This is a genomic window from Pseudomonas sp. MAG733B, from assembly GCF_036884845.1.
Lineage (GTDB): Bacteria > Pseudomonadota > Gammaproteobacteria > Pseudomonadales > Pseudomonadaceae > Aquipseudomonas.
In genome coordinates this window covers 1,701,295-1,714,466 of the sequence record NZ_CP145732.1, presented here as the reverse complement: position 1 = coordinate 1,714,466, position 13,172 = coordinate 1,701,295, and the positions used below count along the sequence as shown (strand labels likewise).

At 58.5% G+C, this 13,172-nt stretch carries 11 protein-coding genes; 4 read left to right on the top strand and 7 right to left on the bottom strand.

The window, feature by feature from the left end:
* Positions 1–27 precede the first annotated feature (27 nt).
* The 5 genes from V6Z53_RS07740 to V6Z53_RS07720 form a co-directional block, all read right to left on the bottom strand.
* Positions 28–522: a CS1 type fimbrial major subunit gene (locus tag V6Z53_RS07740; RefSeq protein ID WP_338584948.1), complete on the bottom strand. Its 495-nt coding sequence runs from the start codon at positions 520–522 to the stop codon at positions 28–30.
* A gap of 64 nt (positions 523–586) precedes the next feature.
* A complete protein-coding gene (locus tag V6Z53_RS07735) occupies positions 587–1,330 on the bottom strand; it encodes a molecular chaperone (RefSeq protein ID WP_338586460.1) in 744 nt (247 codons plus the stop codon).
* 46 nt (positions 1,331–1,376) lie between these two features.
* Entirely contained in the window at positions 1,377–2,627 is a 1,251-nt protein-coding gene (locus V6Z53_RS07730) for a hypothetical protein (RefSeq protein WP_338584947.1), read from the bottom strand.
* Positions 2,628–5,150 (bottom strand): CS1-pili formation C-terminal domain-containing protein, encoded by a 2,523-nt coding sequence (locus V6Z53_RS07725; RefSeq protein WP_338584946.1) that lies wholly within the window; start codon positions 5,148–5,150, stop codon positions 2,628–2,630. It lies immediately after the preceding gene.
* 103 nt (positions 5,151–5,253) lie between these two features.
* Positions 5,254–5,742 (bottom strand): CS1 type fimbrial major subunit, encoded by a 489-nt coding sequence (locus tag V6Z53_RS07720; protein WP_338584945.1) that lies wholly within the window; start codon positions 5,740–5,742, stop codon positions 5,254–5,256.
* A gap of 517 nt (positions 5,743–6,259) precedes the next feature.
* Here V6Z53_RS07720 and V6Z53_RS07715 point away from each other — a divergent pair.
* Both V6Z53_RS07715 and V6Z53_RS07710 read left to right on the top strand, forming a co-directional pair.
* On the top strand, positions 6,260–6,838 hold the full coding sequence (locus V6Z53_RS07715; RefSeq protein ID WP_338584944.1) for a PadR family transcriptional regulator: 579 nt from the start codon (positions 6,260–6,262) through the stop codon (positions 6,836–6,838).
* On the top strand, positions 6,831–7,604 hold the full coding sequence (locus tag V6Z53_RS07710; RefSeq protein ID WP_338584943.1) for a siderophore-interacting protein: 774 nt from the start codon (positions 6,831–6,833) through the stop codon (positions 7,602–7,604). The genes V6Z53_RS07715 and V6Z53_RS07710 overlap by 8 nt, the downstream gene beginning before the upstream one ends.
* 178 nt (positions 7,605–7,782) lie before the next feature.
* Here the strand turns inward: V6Z53_RS07710 and V6Z53_RS07705 are convergent, their stop codons facing one another.
* Positions 7,783–8,424: a Pr6Pr family membrane protein gene (locus V6Z53_RS07705; RefSeq protein ID WP_338584942.1), complete on the bottom strand. Its 642-nt coding sequence runs from the start codon at positions 8,422–8,424 to the stop codon at positions 7,783–7,785.
* Positions 8,425–8,655, bottom strand: a complete 231-nt coding sequence (locus tag V6Z53_RS07700; RefSeq protein ID WP_008016727.1) for a VF530 family protein — start codon at positions 8,653–8,655, stop codon at positions 8,425–8,427.
* Positions 8,656–8,910: 255 nt separating this feature from the next.
* Here V6Z53_RS07700 and V6Z53_RS07695 point away from each other — a divergent pair, with 255 nt between their 5' ends.
* Together V6Z53_RS07695 and V6Z53_RS07690 are read left to right on the top strand one after the other, a co-directional pair.
* Positions 8,911–10,293: a carbohydrate porin gene (locus V6Z53_RS07695; RefSeq protein ID WP_338584941.1), complete on the top strand. Its 1,383-nt coding sequence runs from the start codon at positions 8,911–8,913 to the stop codon at positions 10,291–10,293.
* A gap of 213 nt (positions 10,294–10,506) precedes the next feature.
* Entirely contained in the window at positions 10,507–12,915 is a 2,409-nt protein-coding gene (locus tag V6Z53_RS07690) for a glucose/quinate/shikimate family membrane-bound PQQ-dependent dehydrogenase (protein WP_338584940.1), read from the top strand.
* Positions 12,916–13,172: the final 257 nt, after the last annotated feature.

Genomic DNA, 13,172 nt, shown 5'->3' with positions numbered 1-13,172 from the left:
TTGGCCCAAGCGTCAGGCTGCCTCATTTCAAGGCGCAGCGGCAGTAAAGATCAGCTGGACATTACCGAAGTACTGCCCCGGTTTGTAACCGCCGGCCGGCACTTTCGGCTGGATTTCCAGCGCAAAGCGTCCACCCGCCATGGCCTGATCTGCCGACACCACTTCCCGAGGTCGCGGGTCATGGCTCAACTCCCGACCATTGAAGCTGACGCGCAAGTAGATGTTCTGGTCGTCGCGCCCATTGGACAGGTAAGGCTCGGCTTCCAGCCGTGCCTCGATCGCACTGGTGTCGTGCCTGACGTCGAAATTCTTGCGCAGGCCCTCCAGCGATTTGCTGTGGATGTTCCAAGGCAATACCTGTTCGCGATGTATCCAGTCCACTTCCGCCGGAATCACGTAAAACCCCAGCGTCGGTATGTCCACCGAGACCTCGAACCTGTGTTCTTCCCGAGCCGCGAACGCCAGGGTACTCACCAGCGCCATCACGCCAGCGCACATGCCGATGGCTGATTGCTTGATCATGTCTGCTACCTGTCACGTCAAAAACAAAATCGCGAGCAAGCACATGCCACCCGCCCCTGCGCTGTTACTGGCTGGCAATGCGCAGCGCTTTTTTCGAGGCGCCCTCGACCAGATTGAAACGGTACTCACGACCGGGTTTCTTTTCGAACTCGAAGGTTTTTCCCGCCAGGATGTGATGCTTGGTGACCGGCTCACACTCGGTTTCGTTCTTCAGCGAGCAGTTGCGAAACTCATCGATCAGCACCACGGTGTTGCCGTTGTTACGCACGCGGTAAACGCCGGCACTGTCATCGATCACGCTGTCGAAGCGGCTGTTTTTCGGACGCACGAAGAACACCGTACCGAAACCGGTCATGACGTTGACGCCCGCCGACAGGTTCTCTTTGTAGGCCTCCCGTTCTTCACTCGACACGGCGAACTCGTCTTCTTTCTCCGGCACCACCGGCACGAAGCGCACGCGAAAATATCGCTCGGTGTCGCGGTCCCCCAAGTGCAACAGACGCGTGCCCTGCATGCCTTTGGCCGGCACGATCAGCCGTGCGGGGCTGGCCATCAAACCATCCCGGCCACTGCCGTCCGCTTGCGTCCTGACCGGTATTTCCTGGTGCCCACCATCGGCGTCGTAAACGATTTCGAGGATGTTGACCTTGACGAACGCCGTGCTGTCACCGCTGTTGAACACGCGTTTGAGGTAGGTGCTCTTTTCGCCGTCCAGATAGTCATACACCGTGCCGACGTTAATCTGCGGCCCGGCCGAAATGGCCAGGGAAAAACCGCTCAAACCCATCAATAGCAACACACGCTTCATACCCATAAACCTCTTCATATTGAACACAACGCAAGCGCTCGGCCCATCAGACTTCCGAATCCCAGATCACAACGACAACGCCGGAATACTTTCCGCCTATCCCTTCACCGGGGCGCAGCATGTTCGCCATCGAATGGGGCGGGACTTCGAAATGCAGTGTTCCCGGTGCTCGATCCACATAGAAGCCAGGTTTGAAATACAGCTCATTCCCCGCACCCGTTTTCAGTCGTAAACGCCTGACAGGTTGGCCGGAAAGATCGGTGATGCCATTGGGCATGCTGACACTGACGAACAGCTCGACTCGACGCCTCGTCTCTATGTCCTCCAGTGCGCACTCGCCATTTACTCCAGGTCCGCAGCCCATCAGCATCTTGAAACGCGACGAGGCCGAGATATTGAAAGTCTGGTCGCGGAACAGGTTTACGGGCCGACGTCCGGACTGCAACCAGCCTTGCCAACCGCCCGCCGGGACCAGCTGGATTTTTTCACCGCCGGGAGGGATTTCGACTTTCAGGGTGTGCTGAACCTCCAGGTTAAAATCCAGGATCAGGTCAGAGTCGTTCGGAATCATGACGTCGCCGAAGTCGAAATCGCCGCCAGGGCCAAGGCGATAACTCAAGCTCCCGGTGTAATGCCCCGACGACATTTCCAACGGATTTGGCGTACGCAGTTCGTAGGCAAAATCCAGATAGGTGTACGTCATGGCAGGGATTGGGAACCTGGCGATTTTGACGCAGGTGCGCTCATCCGGGGCTTTCCAGAAAAAAGCGTAACTATTGTCGCTGTAAAACCCCATTCCAGTGGTTGTGCACGGAGGCGCTGGATTCACCCAGCTTCCACCGTTCCATAAGCGACTGTGCCCTTCACCCGCATTGGGCGCGCCGGTCAGTTTGACGGCGGTATCACTCAAGACATGATTGGACCCGACGCCGGAGATACGCACTTCGACGGTTTTGGATTCATTGGTATCCACATTGGTAACGGTCAATGACCGCCAACCCCCCGGCACCTTGAACATCGCACTGTCGCGTGGACCCGCATTGGCTTGAATCGCCTTGTTCGATTCGAGTCGTGTCATCAGACGGATACTGAATGTATCGCTGTTGCGGCAGATATCCGGGTAGTACTCACAGTAGCCCGTGGACGGTGTCTGATTGATGAACTTGTTGCTCTGCGGGTTGGCGGAGTCGGGGGTAAACAACGCCCTGATTTCCTTATTCACCGCCTCGGCCGAAGGCGCCACAAACAGCGCCAGCACGCACAACCATTGCGGCAGAAAAGTCTTGAGATTCACCATTCAACTGGCCTCCTGTCGAGTGAATGAGGCATCCGCCAACGTGTCCGGCGAGCAGCGTAAATCACCAATCATCAACACATTGTTTTCACTGCGGTGCTTGTCGGTATCGAGCCGGAACTGGCAGAGCAACTGGTCGGCATAGCGCACTTGCAGGGTGGGCGAGCCGGCATGCATTTCCATCGAGAAGAAACCATCAACTTCACTCACGCCACGGCTGGCGTGATTGATCACATGGTGGCCCTTGAGCGGGCGACCTTGCGGGTCGAGCAGGCGTCCCAGCACGGTCAGGGTTTTCATAACGCGCACCTTGCGGTACTCCACGCCGCCCTTGTTCAAGTGATAACGCGAGCGCGCCGGCTCGATACTGGCCGCCGGTACGTGATTGCCCTCGAAGTCGAAACTGACCGAGCTGTTCCTGTAAGCCGTCAGAGGAATGAAATTGCGACCCGGGCGCAACGCTGCACTGCCACCGCTGAGGTCGTCGGCACGCAAGGCGACGCCGTCGATATCGGATTCGACGTCGACGATCATCCCCGCTCCGCGTCCCTGATGCTGACTGGTCAGGGCCAGTTGCCGGGCGCCGACCACCAGCGTGCTGTCGAGGTTCAGGCCACCGGTAAAGTTGTCGTTGAACGACGACCTTTGGATGAAACCGTCGCCGTTGATCTCATCGGTCCGGAAGTTCGCCAGGCTCGACAGACCGACACCATAGGTATCGGTAAGCGCAGTCACCGAGACGCTTTGCAGTACGTGGTCCTGCAGGTCCTGGCGGAAACCGACGGACGCGTTGTTGTCACGACTGCCGTCACTTGCGGTGCGACTGCCGATGCTGCCGGAAATCTGCTGGCCCGGACGACCCAACGCCATGTTGACACTCAGGTCGACCCCTCGATTGCGCGCATCGCCGCTGCTGAAGCTGCCCGGACGATCAAACAGCGATAACCGCCAGTTGGCATCGCTGCCGAACAATACGGTGCGTTGCGTCCAGCCCAGATCCACGCCGACACCTTCGACGTTGCCTTCGCTGTGTGAGACCCGCGCATTGAGCGAACTTCTGCGGCTGATCCGATGGTTCAGCGACAGCGACGAATTGCTGGTCTCACCTGTGAACACGTTGCGTTGGCGCACGCGGGTGCCGTCCGGCAGCGTGTCATAGGTGTTGGTGGTGTCGAGCCAGCTGCGGTTGTGGCTCACCACCAGACTGCCGGAGCCATAGTTGTACAGCGCTTGCAGATCGGCGCCGGTGCCGTGGTCTTCGGTCTGATAAAGGTTGGCATACAGGCTGATGCTGTTGGCCAGGCTCCAGTCGATGGAGCTGCCGTACTGCAACGTGTTGCGAACCTGCCGTGCCGACAGGCCGAGAATCACCCGTGGGTGCAGCAGATAGTTGATCGCCGCGCCCGCCGTGGCATCGCCGCTGTCCTGTTGGTCCCAATTGCTCAACAGTTTGCTTTCCTGTCCGGCGAACAGGTTGTAACGCCAGCGCTCATCAAGGTTGCGCCAATTGTTCGGCTTGTAGATCAGTTCCTGGGTGGTCGAGGTGGTCTGGCCGTCTTCGATCAGGCGCACTTCCACTTCGTAGATGCCGCCGGGCAAGGGGCGTGTGTCGAGGGTCTGCAAACCCGCCGGGACCGATTGTGTGTTGATCAACAGACCGTCGCGGTAGATTTCAACGGACCCCTGTCGATTGGCCGTCACGTAAATCGGGTAGACGCTGGGTTTCGGACTGTCGATTGCCAGACTGTCGGAGCTGCCATACATCACACCCACGGCAGTGTCGGGGCTGGTGCCGAACGAGCGCGGCTGGCGTGTCAGGCCTTCGGCGTTGGGAGTGAAGTAACCCAGGCGGAAAAAACTACCCTCCAGCTCACGCTGGGTAAAAAGCTCATGCACCGCGTGGTAGGTCTTGTCATCCGGCCCACCCAGACGCGCCAGTTGCATGTTGAAGGTCTGGCTCCAGTTACCCAAGCTGCCGCTGGCTTCCAGGCCAAAGCGCCCGCCCAGATCCTGGTCCTGGCCACCGTTCAGATTGAGCTGGTTGCGCACCATCAGGCCGCTGCTGCCGCCCTCGGGTTGGTCGAAGTAACGCTTGACTTCGCTGTCGCGCTCGGCATTTTCGGTGACGATCGACAGCAATGAATTTTCAAGGTTGTAATGCACCGCCAGCATTTGCTCGGGGCATTGACTTGTGCAGGTGCCCAGCATCACGCCGGGTTTCAGAATATCAGCCCAGGTTTCGCGCTCACTGGCGCCGAAGCGGCTTTCGCTGGTATCGGTAAATTCGAGCAGCGTCACACGGTCATCGCGTGACAGCACGATCATCGCTTCGCCGAGGGGTTGTTGATCGAGTTCGAGCCTGACCGCCAGCGGAACATCGAAAAAGTGCTCTTCGAATTCGGCCGGTAAACCCTTGGCCTGCGCCAGCAAACTTCGCGGCGTGTTATCAATGGACGTGGGCGCCGCAAATGCACTGCTACATAACAGCAGCGCAAGCGCTGCCGCGATGGGCGTCATCGGGAACATGAACGAATACTCTAATTACGAAAAAGTTGAATCCCGGCCGACATTTTTTTGCCGGCCGGTCACGTTACTTAAGCAAGTAAGCGCTTATAACTATCGTTCAAGCTCAAATTGCGACAGGAAGAACAGCGTCAAACGTCATGTTTACGGAACCGGTGTATGAACCAGGTGCAATGTTGGGACTCACGGCCTTGATATTCAGTGGAGCACGGAAATTAACGTTCGACTCGGTTTCGCCGACCACCATTTGCGGAGTTGTGGAAAGGACTACACCATTGATTGCCACTTGCAGATTGATGGCGTTGGAGCCGGAGTACAACTGCGGCACGTTATCCAGGCTGGCGTGTACAGACCCATTGTTGTTGATCATGTCAAAGAAGCCATTGTCCTCTCCCATTTTGCCGGTAGTAGGCTGATAGCTCATGTCCTGGTCCTTGTTGACCAGATCCGGATCGGTCGGGACTACATAGAAACCGTTGGTTGGCACTTCAGCGATCAGGCTGATCGAGTGACGAGCCTCACCCGCGGCAAATACGACCGAAGAACTCAGAGCCAGAACAGCCAGGGGAGCAGCGAATGCGATTTTCTTGAACATCTTTCAGTACCTGTCTTTTAAATAAAAGGATCTAAGCATTGAAAATTCCGCTGAAGCAAAACAGTCACGAGCAGTGATGTTCCAGAGCAACTTTCAACGCCGAAAGATGATCGACCAAATAGTCTGGAAAGTAAGCAGGCAAGTTCCTTTAATGACGTAGCCAAAGTGCTACGACAGCAGAACGAAAAATACTGGAATACTGATAAAGTCCCCGTTCGACTGTCAGATCAAGACTACATTAAGCCATTACACTGGCAATAAAGGCCGACAACGACACTGCAATTTCTGTAGGAGAGATATTACAAAGCCAATGAATTAAGGCGGAAATCTTACAATTAGAGAGTTAACACTAATTTCAACTTATTCGCCCGTTTTAAAGGCCGGTTTCGGAGCCGCGAATGCGCCATTTCCAATGGCGGTTTCGCCTGGCGTGGCGACCAGCCGTTGGTCGGGGGATCTTGCAGAGGTAATAAGATATATCTTAAGTTGTATCTAAACACGACGAGAGAACACAAAAATGAGAGACCATCATTCCCCCCACCGCGAGCACGGCGATGGCCGCGACGGCTTCGAAAAACGCCCCGGCCGCGAACGCGGTGGCCGCGGACCACGGGTATTTGCCCCTGGAGATCTGAAATTACTGCTGCTGGGGTTGATCGCCGAACAGCCCTGCCATGGCTACGACTTGATCCGCCAGATCGAAGGAATGTTCGATGGCGCCTACAGTCCCAGCCCCGGCGTGATCTACCCGACCCTGACGTTTCTGGAAGAGAGCGAAATGATCCTGGGCGATGCCGAAGGCGGCAAAAAACGCTACAGCGTGACCGACGCCGGGCGCCAGTCCCTGACCGAGCAGGCCGTCGCCCTTGAAGGCGTGCGAGTGCGCATCGATGTCAGCAAGCGCTCACTGCGCGGTCATGATCGCCCGGCGGAAATCCACGAAGCGGTGCATAACTTGCGTCATGCCCTGCAACTGCACCATGGCCGTTGGAGCCCGGAAGAAATCCTGCGGGTGCGCGACTTGCTCAACAACGCCGCCAAAGCCATTGTCGACGGCCCGACCGTTCAACCTGTCCAGGAGAAAGCGCATGACTGAAGTGATCACGCAAACCATCCACCGTGTCATGCACGAGATCAAGCGCCGTCGTCTGGAGGTGCTTCGCGTGGTCGACCTGACCCCGCGCATGCGCCGCATTACCCTGGGCGGCCCGGAGTTGGCCGGTTTTGTCAGCCTCGGCACGGACGATCACGTCAAACTGCTGTTCCCGCAAAACGCGGCGGAACAGGCGGCGCTGGAGACACTGGTGCTCGGCGCGGGCAAGGACAACGGGCCGATGCCGGCCATGCGCGACTACACCCCGCGCCGCTACGATCTGGAAACCCTGGAGCTGGACATCGACTTTGTGCTGCACGGCGACGGCCCTGCCTCGACCTGGGCCGAGCAGGCCAAGCCCGGGCAATTCCTGCACATCGGCGGGCCAAGGGGTTCGATGATCGTGCCGGACATCTTCGACAGCTATCTGCTGATCGGCGACGAAACCGCCCTGCCCGCGATTGCCCGACGCCTGGAAGGCTTGGCGGCCAATCGCCGTGCGTTGGTGATCGTCGAAGTGGAAAACGGCAAGGAGCAGCAAGAGCTGCACAGCGCCGCGGAGGTCAATGTGATCTGGGTGCTACGTGAAGGTGGCAAGGATCATTTGCTCAGTACCGTACGGCAGATCCAGGTGCCCACTGGCAGTTTGTATGCCTGGATCGCGACCGAGAGCAAAGTCTCGCGGCAGATTCGTCGGGTGTTGCTGGATGAGCATGGGCTGGACGATCAGTTCGTCAAAGCCGTTGGCTATTGGAAACTGGATGAGTAACTGAGAGCTGACACTGCCCTGTGGCGAGGGAGCTTGCTCCCGTTCGGCTGCGAAGCAGTCGTAAAATCAGCAACCGCAGTAATCAAGATGTACCTGGGCTGCAGGCTTTAGCACTGCTGCGCAGCGCAGCGGGAGCAAGCTCCCTCCCCACAAAAGTGCTCGAATTTGCCTCCAGCGTTCAGATTCGAGCGCGCCACCGATCCAATCCAATCATTAGCAGTCCAATCACCACAAACCCCACCAACACCCCCGCCGCATTGATGAACACTTGCGCATAACCCCACATGTTCACACTCAGGAACCAATAAGGATAAGCGCTCAACAGATGCCCGCGCAGCATCGCGTAGGCGAAGTAGACACACGGATAGATCAACCACAACGGCACATGTTTGAGGCGCAGCGTGCCTTTGGGTACACAGAACCACCAATACCCCAGAAACAGCAGCGGCATCACGTCGTGCAAGAGTTCATCGGCAACGAACTGCAAGCCTTCAGGACGAAACAGATGACGCAGTAACAGGTTGTACGCAACGCTGACCAACACAATGCTCACGGCAACACCGCTGCTCACCCACGGCTGCAGGAACCAGCGCCGCGCGGCTGATTCACGGCGGGTCGCAGCGCAGGTCAGTACCACGGCGACGAGCATATTGGTCAGCACGGTGAAGTAACTGAAGTAACTCATCAGCCCGCCCAACAGGCTGCCGCCGCTACTCCAGCGATAATAAAGTGTCAGGTACATCTGGATGCTCAAGGCGGTCCAACCGAGCACCGCTGCCATGCAGATCAGACGCCGTCGCACATCAGCAGCAATCACCATTCAGAGCGGTCGCTTGGTGCGCATCAACTTCACGTACAAGCGTTCGACCTTCTCCCGCGCCCAAGGGGTTTTGCGCAAAAACGTCAGGCTCGACTTGATGCTCGGGTCACTCTTGAAGCAGCGAATATCGATGCGCTCGGCCAGCCCCGACCATTCATAGTGTTCAACCAGGGCATTGAGGATTTGCTCCAGTGTTACGCCGTGTAGCGGGTCGTGGTTCTGTTCGGTCATGCCGGGCCTTTCGCGATGTTGGAATGAGGAAGCCGCGCACCTTACGTTAAATGTAGGTGAAACGGAAAAGATCGCAGGCTGCGACACTTCGTGGACTGTTACCAAATCTGAAAAGATGCATGTCAGTAAAAGCTCTTTCTCTATTTGTAACAGAACATTATCCTTGCGGCCGTTATAGCTGAATCGCTTCTGCACACCCGAATCACTTCTGCTGTTCCCGTTCATCCCCAGAAAAAGATCAAGAATTTCCTTTCTATGCCTGATTTTCCAATCTTAAAAGACAGCGCTGTCTCAATACCTGTTGCCTGCCGGAAAACACTGAGCTTCATCGGTGGTTTCACGGTGTTGGGCTTGGCCAACTGCACACAGGCCGCCCCGGCCTTCGATAGCGACTTCCCCTGGATGCTCGGCGACTGGAACGGCACTCGCACAGAACTTGCGGAAAAAGGCTACGACTTCAAAGTCGATTACACCGGCGAAATGGGCAGCAATCTGCACGGCGGTTATGACCACGACCGCACCGCGCGCTACAGCGATCAGTTTGCCCTTGGCACTCATTTGGATTTGCAGAAAATTCTCGGCTGGAGCGATGCCGAATTTCAGCTGACCATCACCGAACGCAGCGGCAACAACATCAGCAACGACCGCATCAACGACCCGCGTGTCGGTGGCTTCACGTCAGCCCAGGAAGTCTGGGGCCGTGGTCAGACCTGGCGCTTGACGCAGATGTGGTATCAGCAAAAATTCATCGACCAGAAGCTCGACATCAAGGTCGGCCGCTTCGGCGAAGGCGAAGACTTCAACAGTTTCCCCTGCGACTTCCAGAACCTGGCGTTCTGCGGCTCTCAGGTCGGTAACTGGGTCGGCGGCATCTGGTACAACTGGCCAGTCAGCCAATGGGCGATGCGGGTCAAGTATCACCTGACGCCGGAGCTGTACGCGCAGGTCGGCGTGTACGAGCAGAACCCGTCGAACCTTGATCGCGACAACGGCTTCAAGCTCAGCGGCAGCGGCACCCAGGGCGCGATTCTGCCGGTTGAACTGGTGTGGACGCCCAAGCTCAACGGTCTGCCGGGCGAATACCGCGCCGGTTACTACTACAGCAACGCCAACGCCACCGATGCCTACAAGGACGGCAACGGCCAGCCCGCCGCCCTGAGTGGCGAGGCCTACCGCAGCGCATCAAGCAAACACGGCGTGTGGCTCGGCATCCAGCAGCAAATCACCAGCATCGCCAGCGACCATTCGCGCGGTCTGAGCGTGTTCGCCAACGGCACGATGCACGACAAGAAAACCAACGCCATCGACAACTATGTCCAGGCCGGCGTCGTCTACAAAGGCCTGTTCGATGCCCGCGCCAAGGATGACATCGGCTTCGCCATGGCCCGTGTGCACGTCAACCCGGCTTATCGCAAGAATGCCGAGGCGACCAACCAAGCCCATGCGATTTTCGACTACGACGATCCATCGTTCCTGCCGCCCCAAGACACCGAATACAGCGCCGAACTCTATTACGGCGTGCACGTCACTAACTGGCTGACCGTGCGCCCGAACCTGCAATACATCCGTCATCCCGGTGGCGTGAACGAGGTCGATGACGCCTTGATCGGAGGCATCAAGATCCAGTCCTCGTTCTAAAAAACACCACAAAACTGTAGGAGCCGAGCTTGCTCGTGATGAGGCCGTCACAGCCAACATCCATGTTGCCTGACCCACCGCTATCGCGAGCAAGCTCGGCTCCTACAGAAATTGCATCAGCCCAACAGCTTTCATCTGAACCATGCCCCCGCAATATCGTCATCTACAGTGAACGTGCGAGGGACTACTTGAAATGTCACGGAGAATCACACTATGAGCACTGATGGTGCCTTGAGTCGAAGCCGTCTGCTGCCGAGCCTGCTCGGCATTCTGCTTCTGCTAATGGGCCTGGCCATGCTGGCCGGGGGGATCAAGCTGAGCATGCTCGGCGGCTCGCTGTATTATCTGCTGGCCGGCATCGGCCTGGCGCTGACTGGCATCCTGCTGTTGATGGCCCGCCGCGCCGCGCTGGGCCTGTACGCAGTGGTGCTGTTCGCCAGCACCGTGTGGGCGCTGTGGGAAGTCGGCCTCGACTGGTGGCAACTGGTGCCGCGTCTGGCGATGCTGTTTGCGTTGGGCATCGTCATGCTGCTGCCGTGGTTCCGTCGTCCGCTGCTGCTTGATGGCGCCGCACCGATGGGCACTGGCGCGCTGGGCGTGGCCGTGGTGCTCGCGGGCGTTACGGCACTGGCCAGCCAGTTCACCAACCCAGGTGAAATCAAAGGTCAGCTGGACCGCGACAGTGTCGATGGCATGACCAACACCGCCCCGGCCATGCCGGACGGTGACTGGAATTCCTACGGCCGCAGCGCTCACGGTGACCGTTATTCGCCGCTGGCACAGATCACTCCGCAGAACGCGCACAAACTGGTTGAAGCCTGGAGCTACCGCACCGGCGACCTGCCAGGGCCGAACGATCCGGGCGAAACCACTGCCGAAAACACCCCGCTGAAAGTCAACGGCATGCTCTACGTGTGCACGCCGCACAGCCAGGTGATTGCCCTGGACCCGGACACCGGCAAGGAAATCTGGCGTTTCGATCCGAAGCTCTCTACGCAGAACGCGGCGAACTTCAAGGGTTGGGCGCACATGACCTGCCGTGGCGTGACCTATCACGATGACGCGGTGTACGCCTCCGAGCAGAGCCCGACCGGCAGCGCCAGCGCTCCCGTGGCCAGCGTCTGCCCGCGCCGGATCTTCCTGCCGACTGCCGACACTCGTCTGATCGCGCTGAACGCCGACACCGGCAAGATGTGTGAAGACTTCGGCGACAAAGGTCAGGTCGACCTGCGCGCCAACATCGGTGGCTTCACCGCCGGTGGCTACTACTCCACTTCGCCTCCAGCGGTCACCAAGGACCTGGTGGTGATTGGCGGTCACGTCACCGACAACGTTTCCACCGACGAGCCGAGCGGCGTGATCCGCGCGTTCGACGTGCACACCGGCAAACTGGTGTGGAACTGGGACAGCGGCAACCCGGACGACACCACGCCGATTGCCGAAGGCAAGGTCTACACCCGCAACTCGCCGAACATGTGGTCCATGTTCGCCGTCGATGAAAAACTCGGCATGCTCTACCTGCCGATGGGCAACCAGACCCCGGACCAGTTTGGTGGAGCACGCACGCCGGAATCGGAACTGCACGCCGCCGGCCTGACCGCCCTCGACATCGCCACCGGTAAAGTGCGCTGGCACTTCCAGTTCACCCACCATGACCTGTGGGACATGGACGTCGGTGGCCAGCCAACCCTGATGGACCTGAAAACCGCTGACGGCGTCAAGCAAGCGGTATTGGCCTCCACCAAGCAAGGCAGCATCTACGTGCTGGACCGCAGCACCGGCCAGGCCATCGTGCCAATCAATGAAGTGCCGGTGCCGCAAGGCGCGGTGGAAGGCGACCACACCTCGCCGACCCAACCGAAATCCGACCTGAACCTGATGCCGCCGCCGCTGCAAGAGCGGGACATGTGGGGCGTTACCCCGTTCGACCAACTGATCTGCCGGATCGACTTCAAATCCATGCGCTACGACGGTCCGTTCACCCCGCCATCGCTGCAGGGTTCGATCGTGTATCCGGGCAACTTCGGCGTGTTCGACTGGGGCGGTATCTCGGTTGACCCGGTGCGCCAGATCGCTTTCGTGAACCCGAGCTACATGGCGTTCAAATCGAAAATGATCCCGGCCGCCGAAATCGCTGCCCAGGGCCCGCGCAAAAGCGAAACCGAAGGCGTGCAGCCGAACAAAGGCGCGCCGTACGGCGTAGTCCTTGAAGCGCTGCTGTCGCCGATGGGCCTGCCGTGCCAAGCGCCAGCGTGGGGTTATGTCGCTGCCATCGACCTGACGACCCATCAGAAAATCTGGATGCACAAGAACGGCACCGTGCGTGACAGCTCGCCGGTTCCGATCCCGTTGAGCATGGGCGTGCCAAGCCTGGGCGGCACCTTCACCACCGCTGGTGGCGTCGGTTTCCTCAGCGGCACCCTCGACCAGTACCTGCGCGCCTACGACATGAAAAACGGCAAGCAACTGTGGGAAGGCCGCCTGCCGGCCGGCGCGCAAACCACGCCGATGACCTACACCGGCAAGGACGGCAAGCAATACGTGCTGGTCGTTGCCGGCGGCCACGGCTCGCTGGGCACCAAGCAGGGTGACTATGTGATTGCGTACAAACTCTCCGAGTAAGTTGTAACGGCAGTAAAACAAAGGCGACGCCCTCACAGGCGTCGCCTTTTTTATTGCCGCCACCGTCCCCGTAGGAGCTGCCGAAGGCTGCGATCTTTTGATGTTCCAGGATCAAAAGATCGCAGCCTTCGGCAGCTCCTACAAATGCATCGCGCCACAATCCAGCTAACCTGAATCCCTGCTGAACACACCTTCGAATTCCCCATTAACCCCAAAGCATCATTGAAACCACCACCAACCTGCCCCATCTAAGACCC

What these genes read in the sequence shown, in the direction of transcription:
- V6Z53_RS07740 (WP_338584948.1), bottom strand. Translation starts at nt 522, where the DNA reads ATGATCAAGCAATCAGCCATCGGCATGTGCGCTGGCGTGATGGCGCTG.
- V6Z53_RS07735 (WP_338586460.1), bottom strand. Translation starts at nt 1,330, where the DNA reads ATGAAGCGTGTGTTGCTATTGATGGGTTTGAGCGGTTTTTCCCTGGCC.
- V6Z53_RS07730 (WP_338584947.1), bottom strand. Translation starts at nt 2,627, where the DNA reads ATGGTGAATCTCAAGACTTTTCTGCCGCAATGGTTGTGCGTGCTGGCG.
- V6Z53_RS07725 (WP_338584946.1), bottom strand. Translation starts at nt 5,150, where the DNA reads ATGTTCCCGATGACGCCCATCGCGGCAGCGCTTGCGCTGCTGTTATGT.
- V6Z53_RS07720 (WP_338584945.1), bottom strand. Translation starts at nt 5,742, where the DNA reads ATGTTCAAGAAAATCGCATTCGCTGCTCCCCTGGCTGTTCTGGCTCTG.
- V6Z53_RS07715 (WP_338584944.1), top strand. Translation starts at nt 6,260, where the DNA reads ATGAGAGACCATCATTCCCCCCACCGCGAGCACGGCGATGGCCGCGAC.
- V6Z53_RS07710 (WP_338584943.1), top strand. Translation starts at nt 6,831, where the DNA reads ATGACTGAAGTGATCACGCAAACCATCCACCGTGTCATGCACGAGATC.
- V6Z53_RS07705 (WP_338584942.1), bottom strand. Translation starts at nt 8,424, where the DNA reads ATGGTGATTGCTGCTGATGTGCGACGGCGTCTGATCTGCATGGCAGCG.
- V6Z53_RS07700 (WP_008016727.1), bottom strand. Translation starts at nt 8,655, where the DNA reads ATGACCGAACAGAACCACGACCCGCTACACGGCGTAACACTGGAGCAA.
- V6Z53_RS07695 (WP_338584941.1), top strand. Translation starts at nt 8,911, where the DNA reads ATGCCTGATTTTCCAATCTTAAAAGACAGCGCTGTCTCAATACCTGTT.
- V6Z53_RS07690 (WP_338584940.1), top strand. Translation starts at nt 10,507, where the DNA reads ATGAGCACTGATGGTGCCTTGAGTCGAAGCCGTCTGCTGCCGAGCCTG.